Consider the following 25,542-nt stretch of genomic DNA (forward strand, 5'->3'; position numbering starts at 1 on the left):
ATCGCTAAAAAGACCATCTAAAAAGCTGTAAAAGTTTTCTTTTCGTTTATCTTTATCGTCACCGGCAATATTTTTATAAAGTCGATAATTATATGTTGGTTCAACTTCCGTATCTTTGATTTTTAGAGTTAGCATTTTAAATCTCCTAAAAATGAATTTGATTCCAACCGCCACCACTCAAGAAAGTGAGAATGCTTTTAAATTAGCTATTCAGCTGAGACATTTGCCCCGTCACTAGTTGCGTCTGCTTTCACATCTGCTGGCTTGTCTGGAGCTTTTTCAACTGTGAATCCTGGAACGTCTACTTTTTCTGATTCAAGTCCGGTTGTTGCATCTTTAAAAGAAATCTTGTAATCACCGTCAGTAACAGTAGTACCACCGGTTAGGCCAGTGATTGCTGTAGAAAGGTCGCCTTTAGTTCCTTCAACAACTTTTTTGCCAGTCTTGTCGTAAATAATTTCTGTTTGATTAGTTCTGTCTGCCATATTTGAATACTTCCTTTAATTATTTTTTAGCTAGATGAAACATCTGCACCTGTCCCGGTTGCCTTAGATTGAACATTTTGCGGTTCTTCTGGAGCTTTTTCACTGCCTGCATCATCGTCAACAGGCTTATAAGCTGGGCCCATTACGTCCTCACCAGTAGTTGTGTCTTGTACTTCAATGGTGTCATCGTCAACAGTTTTATCAACGAAGTCACCATTGTCATCAACACCCAAATCAGTACCATGTGAGAAGTTATAGAACTTGGCTAGGTCATCCAAAATACCATCATCAAGATCTTCTTCATCAAGCTCGAATGCATTTTCATCTGAATTGATTGCACGTTCCATACCATTGACTTCGAATTGGAGATTGGATGTCATTGTTCCACCCAATGCTTCTGTGTTAGGAAGGTTGGGAACAAAACTTTGTGAGAATTGTGCTTGAATCTTACGATGCGGCTTAGTACCGTGCATTGTGTTTAGATCCATTCTCCATAGACCAATTAATTCACCCTTTTCCCAGGCTGCATATAAGTCCCAATACAAATCTTTCTTGTTCTTTTCCGGAGCAGAAAAGATTACATCTACAGTACGTTGTTGGTTGATTGAGCCGACACCTTTAATATTGGCCCTCTTAGTTGCTGTAGATTGTAATGTACGTGTATTAGTTCCTGATGTGGCACCCTGGAGTCCTAAAATATGAATCTTATTTGCTAGTGGTTCGTGCTTGATACGTTTGTAAAGATAAATAATGTTATCGGCATCACGGCCACGAACTTCAGCTTTAAACTTGTTGGATACTGCTGTATCTACCATTTAAATTCCTCTTTTCTAATAATTTACATAAAAAAAGACACCCATTTTATAAATGAATGTCTAAATAATTAATTTTTCTGTAATGTGATAATCAAATGTAATTGTTACATGTCTCAGCGATTTAGAAGTTGAATTATCAATTGTTTCTGATGATTGATTAAACGCATAAGATTGGCAATTGTAATTGGACAATCTCAAATACTTGAGATACTCACGGATACTAAATAATGTATCCATCATCAAGCCATGATCGTTATCAACATCATCAAAGTAGTCAACATAAAGCGTATATGTAGAACGCTGTTCATTCTTAGCACGTTCAGCATTGTTGTTTTGCCCTGCTGATACGATAATTTGAGGATACTCATTACTATCAACTGCATTTAAGTCAAATACAGGGGCATCCGTGATAATCTCTAACGTTCTAATTGCTGATTGCAGCATGTCATGTTGTGGTGAAATCAATTAATCACCTACTTTATAGATTTTTTAATAATTTCATCTGAATACTTATCTACATCAAGAACCATCCCTGAATCATGCATTACATGATGTGCAGGATAATTTTTATTCTTCAATCCATATTCGAAAGCCTGGATATACTCATATCCGTCTTTAGATTCAGCATTAGCATAAATATCAGACTTCATACCGTCTTTACTTGAATGCTTGTCCACCGACTTCCACAAATTACCATGACCAACGTAGCCAGATTTCGAGTGATACTGCCGCTCCTTAATTAACTTTTGAGCGCCGTCAACTTCATCGTTAGCTATCTTGTTAATTGCCTTAGGAATGTTCTTCTTCAATCTTGCTTTATACTGGAGAACTAGCTTAGCTAAGTCTTCATTACCTGACTGCTTTAATGTTCTAGCCATTGCAGTTAGATCATCGCTGAAATTATCTTTAGCTTGAATGCGAACTACTGGCACATGTTCATTATCCCAAGCCATCAGCTTCTCACCTCGGTATCACCACAGTAGATATCAGTTTTAAAATGATGTCTTCTGAGCTGAGATATTTGTAAAACGTCGGACTTATTTGCACGATAATCATCCAAAAAAGCTACCTTATCGGCATTGTAAATACCTTCTAATCTAATTACATAAGAGTGGTCATATTGCTTACCAACAGCGTTATTTTGAGCCGTAGCTCCATTGAGCTCGGTAACTCTTGCAGAATGTAGGATTTGCTCAGAATAATTTACAATATGATTTAAAGGATCTTTATTCTTGTCATTATCTTTTGTTAGCAAAACGACATCTTTTAACATCAATCGAACGTCACTATCCTTCCACGGTCACCGCTACCTCTTAGATTATCAATATATCTATTAAGTACTGGGAAAAATGGCTTCAAATCGTTCTCACTGAACGAATAAGATAATCCCTCTTCACTTGAAGATGTAGTACCTTCTGAACCAGCTTTAGTAAATTTAGCCTCGGCCATTTGAGTTATAACTCCGCTCAAAATATTAGGCAATGTATCTTGACCAATATAAAGTTCAACTTCTTGCTTAGCTTGCCGGATATAAATTTTAAAAATATTATCCATTGAGTTGTCTTTGATATGTTTCAAGGATTTGAAATCATTCAAAATTGAATCTTCTATTTTAGTTTCTTCAGCCATTTAATACCTCCTAATTTGCAGAAATAATAGCTCCATCGGCAGTGGCCATCGAAGTTACCTTAGTTGGCTTTGCTGGTTTTGTTTTAGCGCCACCTGAACCTGATGGCGTGTCTATTTTGACAATAATACAGATGATTGAACTAATTCATGTGGGTTTGCCAATGTTGGCAATGCTGAAGCTGCTGCTTTTGTCCAAGTACCTACTGGATCATTGCCTTCTTCGTACATTGTTGCGAACACATTTCCAATAACACTATCTAGGCTACCTGTAGACATGAGTCTGTTTTCTTCAGGTGTTGGTCCAAATGCCGTATTACCACATGTGTCGTCATTGAAAAGAACAAACTTATCTTCTGGGAAAAACGTCTTAGTTTCATATGTACCATCAGCTTTTTGGACACGATACTTGAGATTGTTTTCAACGATTGTTGGCAATCCTTGACCTTCAAGATAGTTATTAAGGTTGGCAACTGAAGCAATTTGACCAACACTCTTGAAGTATGCAAGAAGATTTTCATTTTTAAGCAAAGCACGTACCACTTTACGTGATGTAAGAATTTTAGTAGGGTCTGAATCGAATTCGTTGGCCCAATCAAACATATCGTTAATAACATCGGCTGTAGGGTCATCCCATGATTTTTTAACAGTGATTTTATGTTCCTTAGGTAGTTGATAATCTAATTTCCAATCTACTTTGGAATCATCAGGAGTAACAACACCAGTTGAAAGTAGTTGCATACGCATTAATTCAACACGAGCCAATACATCTTGAACCATATGATCAGTGTCAGCATAAACAACTTGAGTCAAATATTCTTGTTCTTCTGGTGTACGTGGGTTACGTAATCCAATTAAATCCTTTTCTTTCAATTGTACTTTACGCTTGATATAACCAAGTTCAGCGGTACGCTTGTTGGCTTCACGGCTTCCAATTTGAGCTTCAGCATCAAAGGCTGAGATTGGTGCAACAACTGGTGTAGATGTTGAATCTTCTAAAATTTCAATATCTAGGCTTTCAACTTTGCGTGATGGAAATAAAAGATCACCAATGTATTGCTTGTATTGACGATTCTTTACATAAGATAGAACCGACTTTTGATTGAATAAATCTAAAATAGCTGGCATTTATTAAGCCTCCTCCTTGAGATTTGAAAATGTAATTCTATTGAGAGCTGCAACTGCTTCGGCAGACGGTTGTACTGGCAATCTTGACGCATTTAAGAAACCATCAACGATTCCCCCAACCATTTCAGGACCATGTGAAACGTCAACATCGTTGATTGTTACGGCCGTTGCTGTTGCATCATTAGCTGGAACGATTGAACCAGCTGGAAGAATTCCATCAACAACTCCTGGTGTTTTATCATCTACAAGAGTTGGAAAAGATACAAATTTTTCACTATCGAAAAAATTAATTTCATCGACGTGTTTATTACTACCAAAATACATATTTATTCCTCCTTAGTTTCTTGCCCATGGGTCTTTTGGAGACTCTTGGTCTTGTTTATTTGCCATTTCTGCAAATTTGGAACCAGAATTTTGAGTACGATTATCATTTGTGCCGACATTAGGCGTTTTCTTGCCTTTTGTGGCTTCAAGAACACCATTGTGAACTGATCTGTTATATATCTTTTTGAAATTGGCAATGTTTTCGGCTCTCTTTTCTTCATTGAGATCACTCAACATTGTTGCGAAGTCTGTTGGAAGTCCATCATTTGATAAACGTGTTTTAGTATCGTTAAGAGCATCACGCTGATTTAAGGCTGCTTCTCTCTTATTTAATTCGTCTTCACGTTCCTTCATATCATTTGCATTGCGCTCTTTGTCGGACATCTTGGCACGTTTTTCACCTTCATTGCGAGCCTTATCAAGCAATCCAGGCAATTCATTATTTTTAAAGTCATTCATTTGACTGGCAAACATCTTTCGAACATCGGAACGAGTATATTTTTTATCCTCGTTTCCGTCTCCATCTTCATTGTCTTTATCGCCATTATCATCATTAGGTTCATTAGCATTAGAATTATCAGAACCGGCAGCATTACCGGCATCCCCTTCTTCTGCAAAATATTGAAGATTTAGTTTTAATGGTGTTCTTAATAGTGATTTCATACTTAAATTCCTCCTACATACTTTTTTTAAGTGGTATAACTATTTATCAGCTGTTTTTTAATGCCAGCAACCGAAAAAATGGCAATAAAAAAGCATCCAAAATTGGATGCAAATAGTTTGTCTAAAATTGCTATGATTGATATATAAACAAATACGAGGTGAAAAATGACTATAAAAGAACTAACGCAACTAGTAAGATTACTAATTGATTCAATGAAAGCATCTGCGCCATTGCTAGCCGTTTTGGCTACACTAGCAGTCCCGTTTATATATCAATATTTTAAGAACAAAAAAGAAGACGATTTAATCAAGATAAAAAGGAAACTTGTTCAAAAAACAATATTAGATTTTTTTGAATATAACAATATTCTTGGTGCAAAATCAAAATTAACTTCTTCATCACAATTCGGCAGTAATTTTTATAAATTTAATGATTGGTTAATCAATACTCAAAAAAATACCACTGATTTAAAAACATATGAACTTACTGGACTAGCATTGAGCGTATATCCCTTATTAAAGGGAACCATAAAAAGCAAATACAATGTAAATAACTTAAGTCCTAAAAATTTGCGTACAATTTATTTAGCATACGATGAAATCAGTAAAAATGTTTATAACAATAGAAATAACATAGGCAAACAACTCGAGGATGAAACCTTAAATGAACATGCTGCTCGTATAAAAATGATAATAAAAAAAATTACAGATTATCCAATTCTTCACTAACATCATGATCAGAAGTATCCCAATCATCGTCATCATTAGCTTCAATAACAGTGCATTGACAGTTGTAATGCATTAAAGGGAAGTTAACGCCTTCTTCGGCATCAGCAACGTCATAGATATTTCCATCCAAACTGGCACAATCTTGACATGTTGTTGGTGCTTCAAGAGATATAAACTTATATTTCTTTACCTTGTCATCCTTAAATTGTTCTAATCGTGTTCTGTTTAGAGTTTGAGCTGTGGCTGTTCTAACCATTCCAGCAGCCCTTCCCATTTGGCCATTAGTGGATTTGCTTCCACCGGTCAGAATATTAGCCACTTCTTTTTGCCAATTTAATGAGTCCTTTGGAGATTTAGCAGCACTTTCAGCAACTTCATTGACTCGCCTAATGATTTGAAGTGTCTGCTTATTGATTGAACTAAACATATTAGAATCAACATGACGATCTAACACGGCATTTCTAGCTGACCGTTGAAGAATAGAATCGATACTCATTGACCGCTTTGTTTTGCGATTATAAGTATTGATTTTTTTCTTTGCACTTTTGTAATTCTTAGAATGAACTACATCGGGAATATACTCAGTACTAACAGTGATTTGAACCTTTTGAATTAGCATTTGTCTAACAAATTCTTGAGTTATCTTTGCTGTTAAAACATCCCCGTTGGTCTTTAATTTTTTGCCATTAAAAGCCGTTCTAATAAAGCTCTGGTCATCTTTACTAACGTTTTCAAAGGTTTCCTTTATATTCGATAGTACTGTGGCAACATCGTCCGGACTAGCATTAGAGCTCCAGGATAAATCACTTGCAACAAACGAAGCAATCATATCAATGACATCTTGCTGATTGTTCTTATAAAGCTGTTCAATTTGCTTTACTCTCTCATCCTGCTTGCCATAGATAGCCTGAGCAATTTCAATAGCTTGCTTTTCGGTTAGTCTCATTACTTACCACCACCAAAAAAGCCTTTAATCTTATCTAACATAGATGGATTATCGGCTTTTTTACTATCATCATCCTTAGGCTCATTTTCGTTAGAATTATCCGGAACTCGTTTGAATACTTGTTGCATTGGATCAGCATCCAAATCCTTCTTGTCCTCATCTTCAACACGCTGTTCTTCGGTATCAGAGTTAATACCTGTATATTTTTGAACTACTTCACGGATAGTTTGTTTTGATTCAGTTCCAAGATTAGCAAGTACCTGAGCATTTTGAAGCGTTTCAGTATCATTCTTAGGTAAGTTTGGTGTGTACAATATTTTGTAATTTTCAACATCATCAGCGCTTGAGATTTGTCCAGTAACTTCAAGATAGTTGCCAAGAACTCTAAGCCGTCTCATTAGACCACGAGTGTACAAACTTTCTTGAATTGAGCGTTCCTGGTCGCTTCCCCACAATTTATAAAGAATGGCCACTCCTGAAGAATTAGATGCAAAATTCTCATCTGAAGTATCAGGTGTATTGGTATCCTTATGGATTTGAGCTGATAACCAATCTACATATACCTTCCATTCCGAAACATTGACATCCTTAGTAATGTAACCGGCATCCGGAGTTATCACAGATGATGAACCATTGATATCACTTCTTACTTCTGGTTTTAACCACATAATGGCATTTTTTCGGTCAATTTGTGGATGTTCTGAAGTATTACCATTGCTATCAGTTACATCAAAATCACCGACAATTTTCAAAATGGCATTAGCAAAATCTTCTTGAGAATTGGCCATTTCCGAAACGGCTTTATCAACGGCATCAATCTTATCTAATGAAGCTTCCCAGTCGCCCATTCTTTCATCGTTGTTGATATATTCAGTCAATGGAACACTAAAGAAATAATGTTCTTCAGCATTATCAAGTTTTAAATTTGAACCAGGTGTTTTACCATCACTAAAATAGTAAATTGAATCGTCAGTATAAACTTCAGCATAGTATTTTGGCTGATTCTGATAATCGATTAAGTAATATCTGACCGCAAACAATGAATGCTGTTCAATTGTCGTATCGTATACCACAAAGGCATTTGCTGGATCAATAGGACGAATAGCAACTTCATTAGTATCTTGCTTGATATATTCAAGTTCATAAGCACGACCGGTAACACTTAGATTCTTCTTCATTACCTTCTCATGATATTCTTCATCATTTTGGCTATTGAACTCTGCCAAAGCTTCTTCCAAGTCATCATCCTTACCTTTGTCTTCATTGTATTGAAACTTAATAGGATTACCGACAGAATAACCAACACGGGTGTTAGTAATAAATTTAGGAAAGCCAGCAGTAACACGATTGTCTGCCCTATTACTTGAAATATTAATATTAGCGAAGTGTATATCATTTTCACCCTTGTAATACCTTTCTAGCTCCAAGATTCGTGGTAGTTGATACTGATAATGTTGCGTTAGAAAATATTTTAAGATTGGAATAATCTCTTTTGGGTCATTCTTAATATCATTCCATTTACTTTCAGGAATCATATACTGTTTGTTTGCCTTTATTAATCCACCTACCCAACGATTACCATTCAACATATTAATTGACTGCCCTAATGCGTAAGGGTCTTTATCTGTCGCCATTTCATCACTCCTTTCTGGTTAAATCAAACCGAGTTTTCTTAAACTGTTTGTTCCTTTACGTTTATCCATTGGTTTTGGAATACCTTGAACACGTTTATAAGTAGCAATAATGTAACGGATTGTATCCATAACATCATCATTTACTTTTAAGGGTTCGCCAGTTTTGTCATCCCAAACATACTGATATATTTCATCTAAAAACCAGTGATACTTATTAGAACCCTGGTTGATTCCAGTATTATCAATCGCATCTTTAGCAACAAAAAAAGCGTGAGACTTCATAGCCTTAGCTACGTACTCAACGCCTGTTAAACGATTTTTATAAGCATTAATACAATTAATACCCTGTTCATTAAAATGAGCTACATGCTCCGGTCTGGCTGAATCAGCATAGAATGGAACACGGTCACCATACCTTTTCTGAATATCCTTGGCCAAATCAGTCCAATAATCAATTTCTTTAAATTGTGCAGTATGTTCTTCAAGAATATAGAACCTATCTTGATCATCAACACCAGCAACCACAATACATCCCTTATGTTCATATCCCCAATCAACTCCACAAATAATAGTGAGATTATCAGGGATTTGTGAACGTGGAATAATCATAGTCTTTTGATTAAAGTCCTGGTAAACAATACCTTCAGCAGCTGCCCATTCTCCTTCAATAGCACGATCATAGAACATCCCAGCCGGTTCAGTTTCTTTGAGATTTTGAATATAGATTTTAGATAGAAAAGTATTATCGTCAATCCTAAAGTGATTGCTTCGAATAGCTTTGGAATGGTTAGGATTATCAATATATTTCTTTTTAAGCCAATGAGTTGGTATATCCGGATTAGTATCGCAGATAACTCTAGCCCCATCAGGTGAACAACGTTTTCTAATTTCATCAAAAACATCTTCAGTGGCAAGTGAAGCTTCATTGATATAGCCTCCATATGAGGTCATACCACGAATAGCACCCAATCCAGCAATAGAACCTGTAAAGGCTTGAACTATTTTGACACCTGGTAAATTTGGAAATTTGATTTCAAACGAATTATGTTTATCAAAATGAAAGCTTAGTCCAAATGTATTTTCTATTTCATTCAAAACATTGTTTTGAATAGTTTTACTTGAAACGCCACCTAAAATATATTGCGGATGTAACACCCCTTGACCTTGTGCAATTTCAGCAGCATGTCTAACATCTAGTAAAAATACAAAATTATCAACAAATGTCTTGCCGGCACGAACAGCACCATAATTTATCATCAAATTCCAAGTTGAATCGTTAACAACCTGGTCTAAAACGTTCAATTGCTTGGGAGTAAATAACTTATTCAGTGTCGTCATCAGCTACATCCTCCTGTATTTTATCTAGTAAATTACCAATTGCAGTCATTTGGCCATCATCATTGATACCAGCATCATGTGCTTTGACTTCTGCAAGTTTTGCTTCAGCCGTCAATTTACGAAGTTTAGCCTTGGATATGCTCTCATCATCTTTGAAGTATTTCATTAATGAATCAAGTGCCTTTTGCTTGTCGTACATTTCAACAACAGGCTCGCCTTTATCGATTCGAACAGATTTAATATTTGAAGTATCAATATCATCACTATCATGTAATTTAACAATATTCTCATAATAATAGGACTGCTCTCCAGTGTCAGGATCAATCTTAGGAACCCAATTGAAATTACCAGCACTATCTATATATTTACCAGTTTCAGACCGAACCTTATACCATTCGTGTTTCTTAACAGTTTTGAAATCTACCACGTCAGAAATATCCGAATTGGCTTGCTGAATATACTGCCTAATTATGTCAGCTGTATCAAAATATAGCTCTGTTGATAATTGCTTTTTCAAAATGGTTAACTGTTTTTTAACCTTAGCATTTCTTAGCATCCTAGATGCATTTACCATAGCTGTTTCACTATCACTATCGTATGCCTTTTGGTATGCCCAAGTAGCGTTGAACCGTTGCAAATAAAAAAGGCAAAATAGTTTTTGCTTATCATTAAGCTCACTATTTGCCTCTAACTCATCTATTATTTTGGGTGCAACTTTTTTGGGTTTTGTATGCACACTCTTTTTAGCAGGTGCACCTCTTTGCCAACCATGTCTACTCTTCCACGATTTGACTGTATTGATTGAAACATTGTACTTACTGGCAATATCTTTGTATTTCATCCCAGCTAAATAATCTTTTTCGGCTTCTTCCCATTTTTTCATTACATGGCACCTACCTCCTTCTAAAATTTAGGTAAACAAAAAGACCAGTAACAATTGACTGATCTAAAATTAATACGTGGATATCCGGAATCGAACCGGATTGCTAAGTCTTAAAACTAAGTTAGTATTCAAAATAAATTAAAGGAATGTCTACAATTATTATGTAATGATCCAAAGGGAGAATTTTTTTGCTTAACAGTAGCCATGCATCCACATAGCATGACCAGCTTTATCATCACTGGTCACTGAGGGTTAAAACAGTTGTTTAACGTCTGCCAAGACGATTGTTATCTGTCGTGGACCTTGGTTGAATGGGTTGTCCTTCCCATGTTTGCTCCTTTTTTAATCGGTAGAGTAACCGCATGTATCTATAGCCAGACATGGAATCGAACCATGCACCATCATTTGTATTTAGCGTTACCCTTTGCGCCACTGACTGCCAGTTATCAAAAAGTATGATAATTTGTTGTTTTTTTAAAAGGGAATAGACACCCTTTAGTTTAGACCGTTTTCCGCCGGTCACTTGGATGAGGTGGAATCGAACCACCGACGTAGAATCACTACCTTAGATACACTAATTTCTACTACTATTACCGTTCTAGTCATCATCCAGCCTTTTCTTGTTTCAGAGGATTATGTATGTTGTGAAAGTGGTCTAACTTCCACAATACAGGCATCGAGATTTGAACTCGAAAGCTATTCAGAACACGATAATTGATTAAATTACTTAATTTCCATTAGCTTGGCCAGATTGCCTGCACCATAAACATGTTTTCCGCGCACGTTTATGTCGTCGTTAATTTATGAGGTAAGAAAGCTAGTATCTCGCTAACTTTCTATACTACTAATTTAACTCTTAAATAGGGTCTGTGCGTACGCAATTAGTACGGTTTAATAAGGATCATATAGTCCCATTTCTTTTGCGATTCTTCTAATCAATTTAGACTTCTTTTGGAATGCTTGAGTACGTCTGCAATGTATTAGTTTGTCTTCAATCAATCCATCCATTTGATACTTTGGATGTTTCTTGAAATATAATTCTTCAGCGATAACATTAGTGTCGGCATCACTATCAGCTAAGCTGATTGCTACTGCTTCTTGCTCCCGTTCTAAAGCTTTTAGCTGCTTGTCCTCGTCAATAGTAATAAGTATCTGTTCTTGTGGCTTAGAAATCTTAGATGACTTGCCACCGCCTACATTCTCATCGTCAGGCTTAATAGGATACATCAGTTCTTGTCTACGATCATTTATGTATTTATCCATTTTGGGATAATCTCGTAAAATTTCTTCAATTCGTTTCTTTGTTCCTGATCTAATAATGCTCACTCTCCCTCAAAATAGACATTACATTTATCTGGATCATAATCGATTCTTTCAATGTTAATCATGCTAAAAATAATACTTTCTTTATTAGTTTCAACTTCAACAATTCCAGATTGCTTGTGAATAGTGATTGATGGTGAATCTTCTTTACTAAAAATAGCTTTGCCCGTCGCGGTTCGAATGAATAATGCTGGTTTAATTGCAACTACCGACGATAGTTTTGTCTCGTCTTGGCTAGGAATTCTACCGAGATTTTTTTCGGAGGTTTTCACATTATGCTTTTTATTATCAAAAGCATTTAATAAAAAAACCGTTGTGATTCCTCCAAGTGCTCCAATCAAAATTGATGATATTAAGCTCATTCATTGTCACCATCCTTATCAATTTTTCCGGTTACTAATTTAGATTTTGGATCATAATATGACCACGCTGAAATGCCATTAATTAAATACGGTTTAATCTCAGTCATTCTGCTCCCTCACTAACTTCTTTCTCAACTAATTTATAAAGCTTAAGCCCACATTCCTTTACAACTTTAAAACCTGATAATGATATAAATACATTTGCTTCTGCTATTTCTGAAGTAAGTGTCATTTCTATAACTTTGCCTGTAATACTTGTTTGTATGCTCTCTAAATACAAATTTCCTAATTTAGCAACGTACATAATTTAATCCTCCAATTTACGTCCACACACTGGGCAATAATGAATTTCAAAAAAACCTTCATCGTCGCCGCCTACTGATAGGTAGTATTTTCCTTCGTATAAAACACCATTTTCTGCATCAACTTCTTCATGCGTTGTTGTACATTCTAGTAAATTGGCTCCACTCCATCGATTATTAAACCCTAACGTTGATTCATAATCATCGTTATAATCCTTTATTTTAAAATCACAATATTTACATTCTTTCATTTAATCTCCTCCCACATTCAGGACATTCGTTACATTTAATAATCGTCCCAATTCGTTTTTTCGTTCCAGCTCTAATGATGCTCACCCTTCCCATTATTAACGTTTGAATTTCACTTAACCTTAAATGCCTGCCTTATTTTGAAAGTAATCAACAATATCTTTAACAATTTCAATTTGTGTATCTTGATCAGCACAATTAAACTTTTGGCCTATTGCAGCACCACGATCTAGCAAGTCTTTTATAGTTTGATTAAATGTTTCTTCTCTCTTTAAAGTTTGCAATTGCGATTTTTCTGAATCTGTCCAATCTAATTTTAACTTATTCATTAGTTTTCTACCTTTTCTAGCATTGGTTCGTATGCTGGGTTAATTGCTAACCATTCCTCTTTGGTATTTTTAACCGGACGATAAAAACATAATGGAGCCCAAATTAATTTGTTGTTGATATCGTCATGGTAAATAACGCTGTTCGTATTAGTGTCATGAACAATATACAGTTTATTAGGAAAAACAGCAGTTCCCATTACCGCATTATTAATATCTGTCATAAAATCAAATTCGTCTTCATGTTTAATTTCAAAATATTTTGCCCGTAGGTTTCTGAGTGGGTCGTCACAACTTGCTACTATAATTATCTGATGTAGTGCATTTATAGGACTACGGTAATCTTTGCTTAGTTCTTTTAATTCCTGTAATTCGTCTGCCGTGTAATGTAGCTTTAATTTATATTTTTTCATTTATCCACCTCATAACCGTACAAAATAGCTTCTAAACATTTTCTATATCTGTTCTCATCAACTAAATTCATGCCAAGAACTCTGTTGTATTTGCCGCTATGCACCAATATGTACAATTCTCTTTCTGGCTCATAGCTGTTGTATTCTCCGTCAATCGTCGAATTAAAAGAATTAATGATTCCTTGAATATCTGATGATTCCGCTGTTACATCCTTGTACCAAACATCAAAAACTTTTGGCATAGTTGGCTTTGCATACAATTCATTCTCAATATCCTCGAGTATGTAGTGCTTAGTGTAGCCTGTATCAGTGTCTGGTACGCTTGCTAATTCTTGAGTTAGTTCAATAATTCTTGATTTATCCATAATTAGCCCTCCTAATTAATATCACTAAACGTCATAGTTCCATCGTATAAGCCCGAAAGAACATCTAAGTTAGCTTTATTAACATCATCAATATTTCTAATATCCTCGTCGCTATAATTTAATACATCAGCTATTTCAGCAAATGTGTAGCCATTTTTACGCATTTCGTAAACTTGTAAGTTAATATCTTGGATCATATCTCTATCTCCTTTGCTTATTTCTTCTAGCATTCAACCGCTGCCATTCATCGTCTTCTCTATATAATTTTTTACCGATCCTGTTATTTTGACGTATTATGTCTTCTATATAAAAAAGCTCTTTATGCATAGCAGCTGCTATTTCTTTATTCTTATATCTATTTTCACGCATTTGATAGACTGCTAAATTATCATCTGTCATTTTCATCATCTAATTAAAATCGCTAAGATTTAACCTTCCTAATCTAATCATTTCTAATTTTGCCAAATGTTCTTGATTGGCCTTGTCAATAAACTCAACATCTTCATCGCTAATATGTAAAGCATCAGCAATTTCAACACACGGATACTTATTGCAACGCATTTCATACACGGCACAATTTAAATCTGTTAGCAAGTTCGTCCTCCCACAGAATTGATTGAATTATTCTGTTCTTAGTCTGATCACTAAGCTCTCTGTCAGCATTTCGAAACTCTTTTGGCATGGCATAAAAATGCTTTTGAATATAAATAATTGCTCGAACAATGTTGTGACATTCATCGCTAAATGCTGACCTTATGTATAACTTATAGATTTTTTCGTAATTCATCTTTTTGCCTCCTTACTCGTTTTCAATTGATTGAACTATCGAAATTATATCCATAATTAACCTCCTAGCCAGCTAAAACAAATATTTTATAATCTCCAACAACGTTCTTATTATTTTTAAGTTTCATGCTTATAAATCCATCATTATGTTTCAGAAACCTACTAGCCTCTGCCTTACTGTAAAAATAGTGACTTTCTTTAGTTTTGCTATTAACTAAAACAATTGGTTGAGCTTCGCTATTAAGGCCGTGATTATAAGCATGCATTAAATTGCCGTAATAATCAGTCCATTCGAGATTTTCAATATTGTTATTTGAAGTATTACCATCTAAGTGGTTTATAAGCTCAAATTTATTAGGATTAGGAATAAAAGCCGTAGCAACTAACCTATGTACTAAGAAATCTTTACTTTTTCCATCTTTCCAAAGAGTTACTCGCTTATAGCCGCCTTTATCAGTTTTGAGTTTCATAATTCTTTGCTTCCAATGTCTAACACCTATACCTTTTGTGTATGTAGTTTTATCCTTGTCCGTTCTTATAGTTCCTTTATTACTTACTTCGTAAATTCCTTTATATTCTGGTATTGGCTTGAATACTTCCATTAGTCTCCTCCTTAATTAGAAAGGCAAATCTGAATCACTAATATCCATTGGTTTACTGTTGTCAGCAAACGGATCGCTCATATTATTGTTTGAATTGTTAGATTGATTATTGTTGCTATTACTATTGTTCGATTGATTATTTGAATTATCATGAGCGTTATTACTTGAACTAGCATTTTTACTTTCAAGTAATGAGAAATTTTCAACAACTACTTCAGTGACATACACACGCTGGTCTTGTTGATTCTCGTAGTTACGTGTTTGAACTCGTCCATCGATTCCTACAAGGGAACCTTTATGAGTGAAATTAGTGAAATTCTCGGCAGCTTTCCTCCAAATGACACAATTTATAAAATCGGCTTCACGTTCACCTTGAGAATTAGTAAATTGCCTGTTTACAGCAATCGTGAAACTGGCAACTGCTGCACCATTAGTTGTATATCTCAACTCTGGATCACGTGTCAGACGTCCTACTAATACGACTCTATTTATCATTGCCACTCACCCCCAAATATTTTTTAAAGACGTCATTCAAATCATTAAACAGCTTTCCTTCGTCAATATCGTATTCCGGATAATATCCCGTCAATATATGTACGGCGCAGCTTAAAACTAAGCTTCTTATTTGCCACTCATTGCCGACAGAAAATATATTTGTCCCTGTTTTAGTGTTTGTCGTCAAGATGATGGGTTCTTCACTATCAAAAGCTTCATTTAATATTTGAGTTGCCCGTTTTAACATTTTTTCCTTCTTATCCATTATTTAACTCCTCCAAGTACAACCGTCTTGATATCCAATTTTTCAATCATAGGAACAATGTCATGCTTCTTAAGTAGTCTGTATAGACCCACTCGGCCTTTTTGTGTCCATTTGGTTGTAATTCTAGGCGTACCGTCAACAATCCGAGTAGCTGAACTTGTCCAACCACGGTTATGATATTTTGAATATAAGAACCATTGACCGCCCAATTTATATTGAATTTTCAACTTATGAAGTACCTTGTTGAACTCTTTAGCACTCATTCCGTAATCTTTAGCAATAGCGGTTGTGACCATCAATGACTTATTAGCAATTAACTGATCATAATAACTAGCCTTGGGCTTCATAGTATCAACTTGCTCTTGAAGATCAGCGGCTAAAAGTAGAGCTCCTCTGTAATCATCAGGAACTTGATAACCACCAACGTTCTTAGTTGAATATCCTAATTGCTTTTCATGCTTATAAGTCTCTTCGATTTTGATGAAATACTGGCGTGCTTGTTTGCCTTTTTCGTTACGTTGAATCATTGAAATTTCTTTGGCCATGTCTAAAGTCATTGCGTATTCGGTTCTAGGCCTGCCACCATGGCTTTTCGCCAAAAACGGCGTAAAGTCTTTTCCTTCCTCAAATCCATATTTGATCATATCCTTAAACCAATTTGAGAAATCTTTTCCAATTTCTAGAAATTTATGTAAATCTCGACCGCTCACTAAGATATTTCCCTGTTTATCTTTCTCGGTTGGAATTAATTCATTCATCATCTTCTGTGCCCTCCGTCAAAAAAGCTCCCTATAATTAATGCAAATAAGAAGGTTAATATTACTACACTCATCTTGATCTCTCCTCTTGTTCAAATTTCCATTCTTCAATTTCTACTTCAACTCTTGGATGCTCGTCATAATCTTTACTAATATCAAAATCAGTTATCTGGCCATCATCAAACCAGGCACGTTTTAAGCCATCTAGAACACCCTTGGTGTAATTGTCTAAGTCTGGCTTAATCGTTGGTCTAACTTCATGATTAGCCCTTCTAGCATGTTCTACTTTGCTTAAACTCTTTTGAATTGGTCGATAAAAATGTATATGTGCTATTAGTGGTATTCCTCGTTCAAATAGCTGTTTGTTGTGGTACTTATCCCAATACAGAATCTCAATATTGTTTTTGTAAACTCGATATTTTCCTTTGGTGTATGCTTTTCTCTTAAAACTCTTTGAATTGAATCCTGGTCTGGATGCTGAAACGGGGTTACCTTCAATCACTAATTTCAATTTCATTGAGTAACACGCTCTTTATATCCAAATAGCTCATGTGGCGTAATGTCTAAGGCATCGAAAATCTTTTGAACATCCTGGAACTTGATTGACTTGTAAGTTAGTTGTGACATATGAACTAAGGTCCAATATCCAACACCTGAAGCATCTGCTAAATTTTGAATAGTCATTTTTCTAGGAATCAAAAGAGATCTTAAATTAAAGTTGATCATTGCTATTCACCTCGCTCAGTCTTCTAATTTCAGAATCGTAGCAATCTTGCAGAAGATACATCTTGCTAATTGTTTCTCTAAGATTTTTCATAAAGATTGGACCATAAGCCCTATTTTTGTGCTCTTTATTGAATTGGGTATCTTTCTCAAATTCATGTTCCATTTCACGAATCTTAGTGTTAAATTTGACGGAATCTATCGATACCTTCTTTATAATCGCTTGTCTTTCGTCTGAACTCAATGACTGAGAACGCCTATACGGCGCCTCTTTTCGATTAATTTGTAGCATTTTTTCTACCTCTCATTTTTGCTAATCTTTCCTGTAATTCTTGTGAATTCTCTGGAACTTCTTCAGCTTTAACCTCATCCCAATTAGTAGCCGTTTCAATATGGCTCTTTTGATATCCGTTTTTCTTCTTCCTGGGCTTACTGTTTAGATAGCTTTCAAACTTAGCACCGAAAAGGGTTGAGGGTCTCAGGTATTCATTCATTTTTGGATCAACTAGCCAATCAACACACTTTATATCAATGACCTTCTTAAAATCGTCCAATTGATAGCCTTCATTCCAGCGAGCACGTATGTGCTTCTTACTGGTCTCAGCGTATCTAAAGTGCTTGTTTGCTTTTTGATTCAAATAATCGATTACTTGTTTGTAAGGTGGGGTTGGTCGTGCTTGCTCGACAATATTTTTATTACTATGCTTTTTATTATCTAAAACTAGTACACTACCCTTATCATTTTCTAAGTACCCCCCTTTAGAAAACTTAGTAGGGTCCTTTAATTTATTAACTACCCCCCTATTTAATTTTCTAACTGGGTACATATATCTTTTTTCGACTTGCTTAGGATTTTTCTTTGAATATATTTTTTGCGTTTTAATATATCCTTTTTCTTCTAAACTGGAGATCAATTGAGAAACCCTGCCAGAAGAAAGATTCATGAATTCAGCAAGATAATTATTTGATGCGAAACATGCTTGCTCCTTCGTGGATAAACTGTCTATTTCGAGATAAAGAATTAATTCATTTTTATTTTTTAAATTCTTATCAAACCACAAATCAGCAGGTATCCAGATTCCTTTGAATCCACGTTGATATTTTTCAGCCAAAGTCTTATTCTCCTCTAACCGCCTATATGCAATTTCTTGCGGTCCTCTTTGTCTAATTTGATTGGTTTAATGTGATACTTTTGAAGGAATGTTTTAATTCCTATTTTGTGTTGCTCAGTGTGATGTATTCGGCATAGTGACATAAAATAGAATTTACTATGATCTATATGGTGTCTGTTTCTTCCCATCCCTACAGCTTGATAATGGGCTATGTCAGCGTGTTTACCACAAATACAGCACTTTCTATGTTCCAAACATCTTAATTGCATAGCGTAATCATTTGGCAACATATCCCAGGTCTTCGACCTAAATGGAACATCATTTTCAAAGCAGAAATCCAACAACCAACTAAGATACTTATTAGCCTGTGTCATTGAACAATTCGATAGGCTGAACATGTCAGCACCCGTATTGGTTAAATAGGTCCATTTCATGACTTGAGGTGTTTCTTTCTCAACAGAGTAACCACTCCATTTACTAATATCGCCAATAATCGCATAAATCTTTTTTCTTTGATCAGGGCTAATTGAACGTCCATCGTCAATATTTAATTCAACTGTTGGTCTTTTATTAGCAGCTAGCTTAGTTACTTTTAAAATATTTAAATCATCATCAAGTTCCAAGCTAACCTTCTTACCTTGAATTCCTAGCAGCTTGGCAAAAGTCCTCATGCTTTTTGAGTGGCTCTTTCAAATTGTTCTGCCATGCCCATCTTTTCGGATTCTTTTTGCTTGCTAGGAACCTCTTCAAATGATTGTGTTGTCTGTTCTTTATTGGATGGTAATTTAACGACTGAATCAATTTTATGAAGATTTGAAATAGCATAGCGCAATTGGTTCTTATCCCAATGTTCAAATTTAATATTGGATTGATTCTCCCAACCTACTACAGTTCTCTTATTTTCATCATCTAAATTAAAAAGCTCTTGAACCTTAGCAATCAGTGCTTGACGTTCTTCTTCAGGATCAACGCCTTCTGATGACCATTCGTAAATTTTGTATCCTGTTTCTTTAGTAATAGGCTCAACACCATCAAACATATTTGTATTGTCTTTTACAGCCTCGGCCGTATGGTCCTGATTAATATTGAAATTAATAGCGAATTCATATTCCCATCCACTTCGTATTTCTGGCTGTAATCCAACCTTGACGGGAACAACTTTTCCTTTATCATTTTTTTCCATGTCATAGCCAGTTTTGCTACGTGCTGTGCTAATGATATAGATTGAATTAGCCGTTAACGTATGCAACATGTTGTTAATATTAGGTTTTACTTTATTCCAAGCTGTCATTTGAGCTTTTGAATTTTTACGTTGAATATCATCGACGATATCTTGAATGCCACCTTTACCACTCCAGAGATGTGATAGGGAATCCAAAATAATAACTTCAATACCCATTTTTTTAAGTTCATTAACACCCTGCATTAAGGCTTTGTCATTGTATGGTGGTTCAAAATTGGCGTGATAAAACTCACCAATATGGACTCCAGCTAATTCTGTATCAGCATAATATTTAGCCCTTTCATGCTCTGTATCAATGACAGCAATCTTTTTCCATTGATCTTCTTCGGACAACTTCGGAAACATCTTTTCAATGATTCCTTTGGCCATAATCAGTGAACTAGCCGTTTTGCCAGAACCTGATGCACCTGTAACCAAAATAGGAATTTTAATTTTTTCACGTTTAGCAATTGTTATTTCCATGATTAATCCTCCAATTCTTTTAATGGCTCAATCATTTCGTTACTAATGTTGTTTTTAATAATGAAATCATTAAGTAACTTGAGCTTGTCAAAATCACCTGTAACTCTAAAAGCCATTGTCCATTGACTTGGTGCATCATCATCAATAGCCTCTTCTTCATCAACAATTTCACCAGTCTCTTGATCAACAGTTTTATCTTCAACTTTGGTTTGTTGAGATTTGCGAATGGCATCTTCATACTCTTGCTCATTCTTCTTTTGCTGCTCTTTACGTGCTTTATCTTCAACAGCCCTATCAATAGATATAAGAAGTTGTTTGATGTCGGTATCCTGGTCAATTTGACTTAACCAGCCTGACGAATCAATACCTTTTGTTTTGCAATGTTCATCAACTAATTTTTTATTTAGTTCCAATGATTCTTGCTGATGTTTCAGAGCAGTAAAGCCATCTTTGAGCGTTCTAATGAGCTTTGTTTGGCTCATCGTCTTATTAGTCCACTCGTGCTCAATTTCAATAGTATCCGGATTAATTCCATATTCAGGAGCCATCTCATTGATTAATTCCCTGACTTTATTAGCTCGCTCATTACGCTGTTGGGTTTCGATATTGGCAATTTGTTCACTGATTGGACCAATGGTCTGTTTCAATATAGTTTGAAGGTCATCTATGTTTAATTTGAAATCGTTATAAGGCTCGTTGTATTCCTTCTTGATTCTCTTACGCTCGGTATCGATAGCCTTAACCAATTTATTAAGTTCTGCTTTAGCACTCTTAGCGCCAGCCAAACTTTCATCAGTGGCAACTAAGTCTTTATACTGATCAGAAAAGTTTTGAACTTTTGCCTTTAATTCAGCGAAGTTATTGATTTTTAATTCTGAAGGCTTGTATGTGACACTAAATTCATTTGAAACAGTTTCAACTTCGTTAGACATGTCTAAAACTCCTCTCCCTTATCTGCTAAAATGTCCCATTCTTCTTGCTTACGTTCATATAAGCTATCTTCATCAATCTTGCTTTGTTCATCGGATAAATGATTATCATAATTAAAATCACCCATAGTGTGATTCTCCTTTTGTGTTAAAATAAATGTATAAATTATTAGTAATACCTTGGACTCTCTATTTAGTGGATAGAGAGTCTTTTTTTATGGCTTCAGGTGTACGATCTGTATAAGTATCAGTAGTGACCTTATCAGTTTTGCCAAATAATGAATCAAGATGCTTGTGCCAAAACTTTTGAACTGATTTACGTTTCTTATCATCAATATCAAATAAATTAAGAAAACCGCCTTCTTCTTCGGCAACTGATCCAATACCTAAACCAACGATGGTAAACATCCCAAAGCCAAAAATAATATCTGATGTAATCATTCAAATCACCTCCTAAAATGTGAATCTGTACGTATATTTATCCTTTTCTGAACGAATCAAGCTTGCATTTAAATCAGCTTCAGACCATTCGTAAATGAGTTCTTCAGGTATTTGCGTATCAAATGATTCCTCCATGTTTGAGAACCCTTGTTTGATTAGTAATAGTGTCTTTTCTGGAACCTGTTCAATTTTGAAAGAGCTCTTTGCTAGTTTTCTTTGTCTCTTGTATTCCTCTGGATCAAACATAATCAAAACTCCTTAAATTAAAATATTTTGTTTTTTCTTACTGATGAACTCATCTAAATCATCTGGATCAATACGACGTCTGCCTAACTTGTAACTTGGCAAGCCTTGATGTAACCAGTTGTAGATGGTTCTACGCTTAACCAATGCATATGCTGCAGCTTCATCGACGGTTAAGAATTCATTTGCTTTTGCCATTATTTTCGACCTTCAATCATTACTAGTTTTGGTGTCATGTGTCGTTCATATCCCAATTGAATCGAGATTATAAAGGATATTGCCGCTGACTCTGTTACTTCTTTAACATCCCTGGAATATCTAACAGTGTCATCATCTTCAACCTGACTAAGGATTTCTTCCAAATCGTTAAAAGCTAAATCACTTTCGTGAGCTTCTTTAACGCAAGCAAGAATCATTGATAATGAATCACTTCGGTATCTCTTTCTAAAATCAATAAACGGATAATTGTATTTGTAGCAAATTACAGCGTAAGTAAAGAATCCATCTTTAAAATATGAAGTGATTGAATCCAAATACTTGTCTGGAATATGCTTGTTATACATCCAATCGTATGTACTTCGTTCACTGACGCCTGCGGCATTTGCTAATTGCCCAGGACTTATATTTTTCTCATATTTCATTGTTAAAAACTCTGCGAAAATATCCACATCGTTCAAAACAATCACCTCCTTTAAGGCTCTTTCGTATTCAGACATAACGTCTATAATTTGAATAAGAAAGGTAGTGAATAACATGAATCTAACTAAGATAAAACAATTAAACCTTTTCCCATTTAACGAGGTAAAAAATGATTGATTGGCTTATAAAACAAATATCTACTCAATGGATTGCGATTATTACTGCAATAGCTGGCTTTATAGCTTGGAAACAGGAACATTCAAAGCTAATTGTGCGAGCTGACGAAAAAACTCAACGAATCTCTGAAATTGGCCTAAATAATGGAACTTCCCTAGTTAATAAAAAATCAAGTACTCAGCGTTTATCTGTGTGGCTTATTAATCCTTCAGAAGATGATGTAAGTTTTTTTGATCTCAGAGTAACTTTAAATACTCATGAAGTTTTTTATTACACAAATCTCACATTTAACAGCATGAATAACTTAAACGGTATAAAGGCTGAATCAATTACTCCCGTTAATGCCGACGGAATATCCAATGAACCAATTGCAGTATGGCTGCCACAGGCCAACTATGGAACCGTACAATCACACGGTTTTGTTCAACTGGATTTAATTTTTCATTCCAAGGAACCATGCGAAAATGGGATAGTTTTGATGAAGCTTGCTCAACCTCATAATTTACTTGGTCGCCTTCGTCATTCACGTTTCGTTCCAAAGTGTTTACGTCCAAAGCGTGGTTTTGTTTTTTCCGAGACAAAAGAAGTTTCTCTGCCTTTTCACGTGAAAGAAGTGTCATAACTGGCTCTCCAGGAAAATATTTATCTCGGAAATCACTTGCGTCCTCATATGTTTTGAATCTTCTTGCTGATGAAAATATAAAGTATTCTTCACCTTGGTCTATCATCTCTACTACCTCCTTAGAGAATCTGAAGTAGCAACCCTTTTTGTTCATCTAAAGAATTTAAATGAACATCAATATTAATTTTCGGTTTACTTGTTTTCATTTTCTTGATTCCTTCTGATAGTTGTAAATATCTTTGTCGGTATCTAAATTGATACCGACTTTTTTTAATTCTTCAGGATCAACTTCATATAGTGCATCAGGATAAATACCATATTTATCGTAATAATTTTGACAATGTATAAAGAAAATCATTCTTCGAGTTTTAATTAATTCATTCTTTAATTCTTTTAATAACTCGATTTCTTCATTTTTCACCGTTATCATCCCTTTCTCGTTTATTTGTCTCCAACGGTTGTTTACAATTGAAGTAATTCATTGCTACACTTTATGCATAGAACAAAAAAGGTAATAAATTACTTTCTACTCATTTCGAGTAGTTCGTGTTCAAAAAAAATAGTCCAATCAATTCCTAAAATTTCAGATACATCTTTTGCTTTATCGATACTTGGATTTCTTACTCCTTGTTCCCATGAAGCATACGTAGTTACTGGAATATTCAGAAGCTCTGAAAATTCTAATTGGGTCATATTTTTTTGCTCACGTATTTCTTTTAACCATTTTCTTTGCTTCATTTCTTTCTCCTTTCTACACATATCGTGTTGCTATGTTTATAATATACTACGCATTATGTGTATTGTAAAGAGTTTCTACTCTTTTTGTGTAATTTAATTTAAATACACAATTTGTGTAGTATATTTATATCGAGGTGATTAACATGTTTGCTGAAAGATTAAAACTTTTAAGAAGTCAAACAAAAATGACACAAAAAGAAGCAGCAGTAAAAATCGGTGTTGCTCCTACTACATATGCTTCGTGGGAACAAGGTAAACGTGAACCAGATATTTCTTCTCAAAACAAACTTGCTGATCTTTATAATGTAACTTTAGATTACATGAGTGGTAGAACTAATAATCCACTCCCTCCTTCAGATAATGAACCAGAATTAATGGCGGCTCATTTGGATAAAAAATATTCAGACTTATCTCCAGAAGAACAAAAACAGGTGGATGATTTTGCCGACTATGTTAGAAACAAGAAGAGAAACAATAAATAGGACTGATTTTATTGAACAAACTAGAAAAGTTAATGAGTAATTATCCTGAATTATCATTTACATTTACCAACAGAATGCCACTTTTTCAGGGAGCATACATATTTAATAATGAGGTTTATATAAACTCTAATCGAGATTACAGGCAAAATCTTCAGGATTTGGCTGAGGAAATTGGACATTGGAAAACAACGTCTGGTGATATTCGAAAGGAATCAACATTGTATGATCAAAAACAAGAACACGAAGCACGTCAATTTGGCTATATGATGATCGTTAGCCTTGATGGATTAATTGATTGCTTTAAAAAAGGTATTGCAACACCTTGGGATATAGCTGATTATTTTGAATGTGATATCGATTATATTTGGAACGCACTAGATACATATAAGATTAAATATGGGGAAAACTTTGACTATAAAGGATATAACTTTGATTTAAGACGTGGATTTAATATGGCTAGAATTAGAGTAAAATCAAGATAGTAATGGTCCAAAATCTGATGACGTTAAAAGCTGAAATTATATTTAGGGGGGATTTTTTTATTATGAAAAATCTAAAAATAAACATCTGGACTGGGATTCTAGATATTATTAACTGTGTTTTGTTTGCAGTTTCATGGCCTGTTATTTTTAGTACGGCTGCAAGTGATGCATTTGATGGTACAAGTATGACAAACGGCGCAGGAACATTCTTCTATGTTATGGCCGCAATCGGTTTAATTATTAATGTTATTGCTCTAATTCAAAGTAAACAACACAATATTTCAATTGTTGGACCTGTTCTAGGAATTATTGGTAATGCTCTATTCTTCTTGTCAGGTGCTATGGCATTCCCTGCTATGGTTGTATTAATCGTTGGAACTGTATTCGTATTCCTACATCACCCATCAAAAAATGCTAAGGGGGTAAATTAAT

Annotated in this window: 45 protein-coding genes; 5 read left to right on the forward strand and 40 right to left on the reverse strand. The window is 35.0% G+C overall.

Features of this window, described 5'->3' with window-relative positions:
• Positions 1-206 precede the first annotated feature (206 nt).
• The 9 genes from G6534_RS05980 to G6534_RS06020 all read right to left on the reverse strand — a co-directional run bounded on the left by G6534_RS05980 (position 207) and on the right by G6534_RS06020 (position 5,041).
• Complete coding sequence (locus G6534_RS05980) at positions 207-485, reverse strand: hypothetical protein (RefSeq protein ID WP_182082469.1); 279 nt, start codon at positions 483-485, stop codon at positions 207-209.
• Positions 486-511: 26 nt separating this feature from the next.
• Positions 512-1,300: a hypothetical protein gene (locus G6534_RS05985; protein WP_182082470.1), complete on the reverse strand. Its 789-nt coding sequence runs from the start codon at positions 1,298-1,300 to the stop codon at positions 512-514.
• A gap of 60 nt (positions 1,301-1,360) precedes the next feature.
• Positions 1,361-1,765 carry a hypothetical protein gene (locus G6534_RS05990; RefSeq protein ID WP_182082471.1) on the reverse strand — a complete coding sequence of 135 codons (405 nt, stop codon included), beginning with the start codon at positions 1,763-1,765 and terminating at the stop codon, positions 1,361-1,363.
• Positions 1,766-1,773: 8 nt separating this feature from the next.
• Complete coding sequence (locus tag G6534_RS05995) at positions 1,774-2,253, reverse strand: hypothetical protein (RefSeq protein ID WP_182082472.1); 480 nt, start codon at positions 2,251-2,253, stop codon at positions 1,774-1,776.
• A complete protein-coding gene (locus G6534_RS06000; RefSeq protein WP_182082473.1) occupies positions 2,253-2,576 on the reverse strand; it encodes a hypothetical protein in 324 nt (107 codons plus the stop codon). The genes G6534_RS05995 and G6534_RS06000 overlap by 1 nt, the downstream gene beginning before the upstream one ends.
• A complete protein-coding gene (locus tag G6534_RS06005; protein ID WP_182082474.1) occupies positions 2,573-2,929 on the reverse strand; it encodes a phage head-tail connector protein in 357 nt (118 codons plus the stop codon). Before G6534_RS06005 ends, G6534_RS06000 begins: the two co-directional genes overlap by 4 nt.
• A 111-nt stretch (positions 2,930-3,040) precedes the next feature.
• Positions 3,041-4,054, reverse strand: a complete 1,014-nt coding sequence (locus G6534_RS06010) for a major capsid protein (protein WP_182082475.1) — start codon at positions 4,052-4,054, stop codon at positions 3,041-3,043.
• 3 nt (positions 4,055-4,057) lie between these two features.
• Entirely contained in the window at positions 4,058-4,378 is a 321-nt protein-coding gene (locus G6534_RS06015) for a hypothetical protein (RefSeq protein ID WP_182082476.1), read from the reverse strand.
• 12 nt (positions 4,379-4,390) lie between these two features.
• The gene (locus G6534_RS06020; protein ID WP_182082477.1) at positions 4,391-5,041 is read right to left on the reverse strand and encodes a DUF4355 domain-containing protein; all 651 of its coding nucleotides are present in this window, start codon (positions 5,039-5,041) and stop codon (positions 4,391-4,393) included.
• A 165-nt stretch (positions 5,042-5,206) separates the two neighbouring features.
• On the opposite strand from G6534_RS06020, the gene G6534_RS06025 reads away from it, so the two are divergent.
• Positions 5,207-5,770, forward strand: coding sequence for a hypothetical protein (locus G6534_RS06025; RefSeq protein WP_182082478.1), 564 nt, complete (start codon positions 5,207-5,209; stop codon positions 5,768-5,770).
• On the opposite strand, the gene G6534_RS06030 is transcribed toward G6534_RS06025, so the two are convergent.
• The 29 genes from G6534_RS06030 to G6534_RS06165 all read right to left on the reverse strand — a co-directional run bounded on the left by G6534_RS06030 (position 5,745) and on the right by G6534_RS06165 (position 22,647).
• Positions 5,745-6,716: a minor capsid protein gene (locus G6534_RS06030; protein ID WP_182082479.1), complete on the reverse strand. Its 972-nt coding sequence runs from the start codon at positions 6,714-6,716 to the stop codon at positions 5,745-5,747. The two genes, G6534_RS06025 and G6534_RS06030, sit on opposite strands and share 26 nt — an antisense overlap.
• Positions 6,716-8,350, reverse strand: coding sequence for a phage portal protein (locus G6534_RS06035; RefSeq protein ID WP_182082480.1), 1,635 nt, complete (start codon positions 8,348-8,350; stop codon positions 6,716-6,718). Before G6534_RS06035 ends, G6534_RS06030 begins: the two co-directional genes overlap by 1 nt.
• Before the next feature lie 18 nt (positions 8,351-8,368).
• Entirely contained in the window at positions 8,369-9,688 is a 1,320-nt protein-coding gene (locus G6534_RS06040) for a PBSX family phage terminase large subunit (protein WP_059074298.1), read from the reverse strand.
• On the reverse strand, positions 9,672-10,571 hold the full coding sequence (locus G6534_RS06045) for a terminase small subunit (protein WP_182082481.1): 900 nt from the start codon (positions 10,569-10,571) through the stop codon (positions 9,672-9,674). The genes G6534_RS06040 and G6534_RS06045 overlap by 17 nt, the downstream gene beginning before the upstream one ends.
• Positions 10,572-11,462: 891 nt before the next feature.
• On the reverse strand, positions 11,463-11,897 hold the full coding sequence (locus G6534_RS06050) for a transcriptional regulator (protein ID WP_238788880.1): 435 nt from the start codon (positions 11,895-11,897) through the stop codon (positions 11,463-11,465).
• Positions 11,894-12,256: a hypothetical protein gene (locus G6534_RS06055; RefSeq protein WP_182082482.1), complete on the reverse strand. Its 363-nt coding sequence runs from the start codon at positions 12,254-12,256 to the stop codon at positions 11,894-11,896. The genes G6534_RS06050 and G6534_RS06055 overlap by 4 nt, the downstream gene beginning before the upstream one ends.
• A 103-nt stretch (positions 12,257-12,359) precedes the next feature.
• Positions 12,360-12,560 (reverse strand): hypothetical protein, encoded by a 201-nt coding sequence (locus G6534_RS06060; RefSeq protein WP_182082483.1) that lies wholly within the window; start codon positions 12,558-12,560, stop codon positions 12,360-12,362.
• A gap of 3 nt (positions 12,561-12,563) precedes the next feature.
• Positions 12,564-12,809 (reverse strand): hypothetical protein, encoded by a 246-nt coding sequence (locus tag G6534_RS06065; protein WP_182082484.1) that lies wholly within the window; start codon positions 12,807-12,809, stop codon positions 12,564-12,566.
• A 120-nt stretch (positions 12,810-12,929) separates the two neighbouring features.
• On the reverse strand, positions 12,930-13,136 hold the full coding sequence (locus G6534_RS06070; protein ID WP_182082485.1) for a hypothetical protein: 207 nt from the start codon (positions 13,134-13,136) through the stop codon (positions 12,930-12,932).
• Positions 13,136-13,546 carry a hypothetical protein gene (locus tag G6534_RS06075; protein ID WP_182082486.1) on the reverse strand — a complete coding sequence of 137 codons (411 nt, stop codon included), beginning with the start codon at positions 13,544-13,546 and terminating at the stop codon, positions 13,136-13,138. Before G6534_RS06075 ends, G6534_RS06070 begins: the two co-directional genes overlap by 1 nt.
• A complete protein-coding gene (locus tag G6534_RS06080; RefSeq protein WP_182082487.1) occupies positions 13,543-13,911 on the reverse strand; it encodes a hypothetical protein in 369 nt (122 codons plus the stop codon). The genes G6534_RS06075 and G6534_RS06080 overlap by 4 nt, the downstream gene beginning before the upstream one ends.
• A gap of 11 nt (positions 13,912-13,922) precedes the next feature.
• Complete coding sequence (locus G6534_RS06085) at positions 13,923-14,108, reverse strand: hypothetical protein (RefSeq protein WP_182082488.1); 186 nt, start codon at positions 14,106-14,108, stop codon at positions 13,923-13,925.
• Positions 14,109-14,112: 4 nt separating this feature from the next.
• Positions 14,113-14,310 carry a hypothetical protein gene (locus G6534_RS06090; protein WP_182082489.1) on the reverse strand — a complete coding sequence of 66 codons (198 nt, stop codon included), beginning with the start codon at positions 14,308-14,310 and terminating at the stop codon, positions 14,113-14,115.
• Positions 14,311-14,319: 9 nt separating this feature from the next.
• Positions 14,320-14,505, reverse strand: coding sequence for a hypothetical protein (locus G6534_RS06095; RefSeq protein ID WP_010019127.1), 186 nt, complete (start codon positions 14,503-14,505; stop codon positions 14,320-14,322).
• Positions 14,506-14,762: 257 nt separating this feature from the next.
• A complete protein-coding gene (locus G6534_RS06100) occupies positions 14,763-15,299 on the reverse strand; it encodes an NUMOD4 domain-containing protein (RefSeq protein ID WP_182082490.1) in 537 nt (178 codons plus the stop codon).
• A 15-nt stretch (positions 15,300-15,314) separates the two neighbouring features.
• Positions 15,315-15,794 carry a single-stranded DNA-binding protein gene (ssb, locus tag G6534_RS06105; protein ID WP_182082491.1) on the reverse strand — a complete coding sequence of 160 codons (480 nt, stop codon included), beginning with the start codon at positions 15,792-15,794 and terminating at the stop codon, positions 15,315-15,317.
• The gene (locus G6534_RS06110; protein ID WP_182082492.1) at positions 15,784-16,059 is read right to left on the reverse strand and encodes a hypothetical protein; all 276 of its coding nucleotides are present in this window, start codon (positions 16,057-16,059) and stop codon (positions 15,784-15,786) included. The genes ssb and G6534_RS06110 overlap by 11 nt, the downstream gene beginning before the upstream one ends.
• Positions 16,059-16,820, reverse strand: coding sequence for a phage antirepressor KilAC domain-containing protein (locus G6534_RS06115; protein ID WP_182082493.1), 762 nt, complete (start codon positions 16,818-16,820; stop codon positions 16,059-16,061). Before G6534_RS06115 ends, G6534_RS06110 begins: the two co-directional genes overlap by 1 nt.
• A 67-nt stretch (positions 16,821-16,887) precedes the next feature.
• The gene (locus G6534_RS06120; protein ID WP_182082494.1) at positions 16,888-17,334 is read right to left on the reverse strand and encodes a RusA family crossover junction endodeoxyribonuclease; all 447 of its coding nucleotides are present in this window, start codon (positions 17,332-17,334) and stop codon (positions 16,888-16,890) included.
• Positions 17,331-17,543 (reverse strand): helix-turn-helix domain-containing protein, encoded by a 213-nt coding sequence (locus tag G6534_RS06125; protein WP_182082495.1) that lies wholly within the window; start codon positions 17,541-17,543, stop codon positions 17,331-17,333. Before G6534_RS06125 ends, G6534_RS06120 begins: the two co-directional genes overlap by 4 nt.
• Before the next feature lie 275 nt (positions 17,544-17,818).
• The gene (locus tag G6534_RS06130; RefSeq protein ID WP_202985862.1) at positions 17,819-18,652 is read right to left on the reverse strand and encodes a conserved phage C-terminal domain-containing protein; all 834 of its coding nucleotides are present in this window, start codon (positions 18,650-18,652) and stop codon (positions 17,819-17,821) included.
• Positions 18,653-18,666: 14 nt separating this feature from the next.
• Complete coding sequence (locus G6534_RS06135) at positions 18,667-19,323, reverse strand: putative HNHc nuclease (protein ID WP_182082496.1); 657 nt, start codon at positions 19,321-19,323, stop codon at positions 18,667-18,669.
• The gene (locus G6534_RS06140) at positions 19,320-20,357 is read right to left on the reverse strand and encodes an AAA family ATPase (RefSeq protein WP_010019110.1); all 1,038 of its coding nucleotides are present in this window, start codon (positions 20,355-20,357) and stop codon (positions 19,320-19,322) included. Before G6534_RS06140 ends, G6534_RS06135 begins: the two co-directional genes overlap by 4 nt.
• Before the next feature lie 2 nt (positions 20,358-20,359).
• Positions 20,360-21,289 (reverse strand): DUF1351 domain-containing protein, encoded by a 930-nt coding sequence (locus tag G6534_RS06145; protein WP_182082497.1) that lies wholly within the window; start codon positions 21,287-21,289, stop codon positions 20,360-20,362.
• 2 nt (positions 21,290-21,291) lie between these two features.
• A complete protein-coding gene (locus G6534_RS12280) occupies positions 21,292-21,414 on the reverse strand; it encodes a hypothetical protein (RefSeq protein ID WP_268750979.1) in 123 nt (40 codons plus the stop codon).
• Between the two features lie 61 nt (positions 21,415-21,475).
• Positions 21,476-21,727: a hypothetical protein gene (locus G6534_RS06150; RefSeq protein WP_182082498.1), complete on the reverse strand. Its 252-nt coding sequence runs from the start codon at positions 21,725-21,727 to the stop codon at positions 21,476-21,478.
• Positions 21,728-21,739: 12 nt separating this feature from the next.
• A complete protein-coding gene (locus G6534_RS06155) occupies positions 21,740-21,973 on the reverse strand; it encodes a hypothetical protein (protein WP_010019102.1) in 234 nt (77 codons plus the stop codon).
• A gap of 12 nt (positions 21,974-21,985) precedes the next feature.
• Positions 21,986-22,168: a helix-turn-helix domain-containing protein gene (locus tag G6534_RS06160; RefSeq protein WP_010019101.1), complete on the reverse strand. Its 183-nt coding sequence runs from the start codon at positions 22,166-22,168 to the stop codon at positions 21,986-21,988.
• Positions 22,168-22,647 (reverse strand): hypothetical protein, encoded by a 480-nt coding sequence (locus G6534_RS06165; protein ID WP_010019100.1) that lies wholly within the window; start codon positions 22,645-22,647, stop codon positions 22,168-22,170. Before G6534_RS06165 ends, G6534_RS06160 begins: the two co-directional genes overlap by 1 nt.
• Before the next feature lie 131 nt (positions 22,648-22,778).
• On the opposite strand from G6534_RS06165, the gene G6534_RS06170 reads away from it, so the two are divergent.
• Positions 22,779-23,408 carry a hypothetical protein gene (locus G6534_RS06170; RefSeq protein ID WP_010019099.1) on the forward strand — a complete coding sequence of 210 codons (630 nt, stop codon included), beginning with the start codon at positions 22,779-22,781 and terminating at the stop codon, positions 23,406-23,408.
• Between the two features lie 202 nt (positions 23,409-23,610).
• Here G6534_RS06170 and G6534_RS06175 read toward each other — a convergent pair whose 3' ends face one another.
• Together G6534_RS06175 and G6534_RS06180 are read right to left on the reverse strand one after the other, a co-directional pair.
• Positions 23,611-23,829, reverse strand: coding sequence for a hypothetical protein (locus G6534_RS06175; protein ID WP_010019097.1), 219 nt, complete (start codon positions 23,827-23,829; stop codon positions 23,611-23,613).
• Positions 23,830-23,927: 98 nt separating this feature from the next.
• The gene (locus G6534_RS06180; protein ID WP_059074318.1) at positions 23,928-24,146 is read right to left on the reverse strand and encodes a helix-turn-helix transcriptional regulator; all 219 of its coding nucleotides are present in this window, start codon (positions 24,144-24,146) and stop codon (positions 23,928-23,930) included.
• A gap of 143 nt (positions 24,147-24,289) precedes the next feature.
• Here G6534_RS06180 and G6534_RS06185 point away from each other — a divergent pair, with 143 nt between their 5' ends.
• The 3 genes from G6534_RS06185 (at position 24,290) to G6534_RS06195 (ending at position 25,541) form a co-directional block, all read left to right on the forward strand.
• Positions 24,290-24,628, forward strand: coding sequence for a helix-turn-helix domain-containing protein (locus G6534_RS06185; RefSeq protein ID WP_059074319.1), 339 nt, complete (start codon positions 24,290-24,292; stop codon positions 24,626-24,628).
• A gap of 11 nt (positions 24,629-24,639) precedes the next feature.
• The gene (locus G6534_RS06190) at positions 24,640-25,110 is read left to right on the forward strand and encodes an ImmA/IrrE family metallo-endopeptidase (protein ID WP_059074320.1); all 471 of its coding nucleotides are present in this window, start codon (positions 24,640-24,642) and stop codon (positions 25,108-25,110) included.
• A 62-nt stretch (positions 25,111-25,172) separates the two neighbouring features.
• On the forward strand, positions 25,173-25,541 hold the full coding sequence (locus tag G6534_RS06195) for a hypothetical protein (RefSeq protein ID WP_010019093.1): 369 nt from the start codon (positions 25,173-25,175) through the stop codon (positions 25,539-25,541).
• The last annotated feature ends 1 nt before the right edge of the window (position 25,542 follow it).

The sequence above is a fragment of the Companilactobacillus pabuli genome, from assembly GCF_014058425.1.
Taxonomy (GTDB): Bacteria; Bacillota; Bacilli; order Lactobacillales; family Lactobacillaceae; genus Companilactobacillus; species Companilactobacillus pabuli.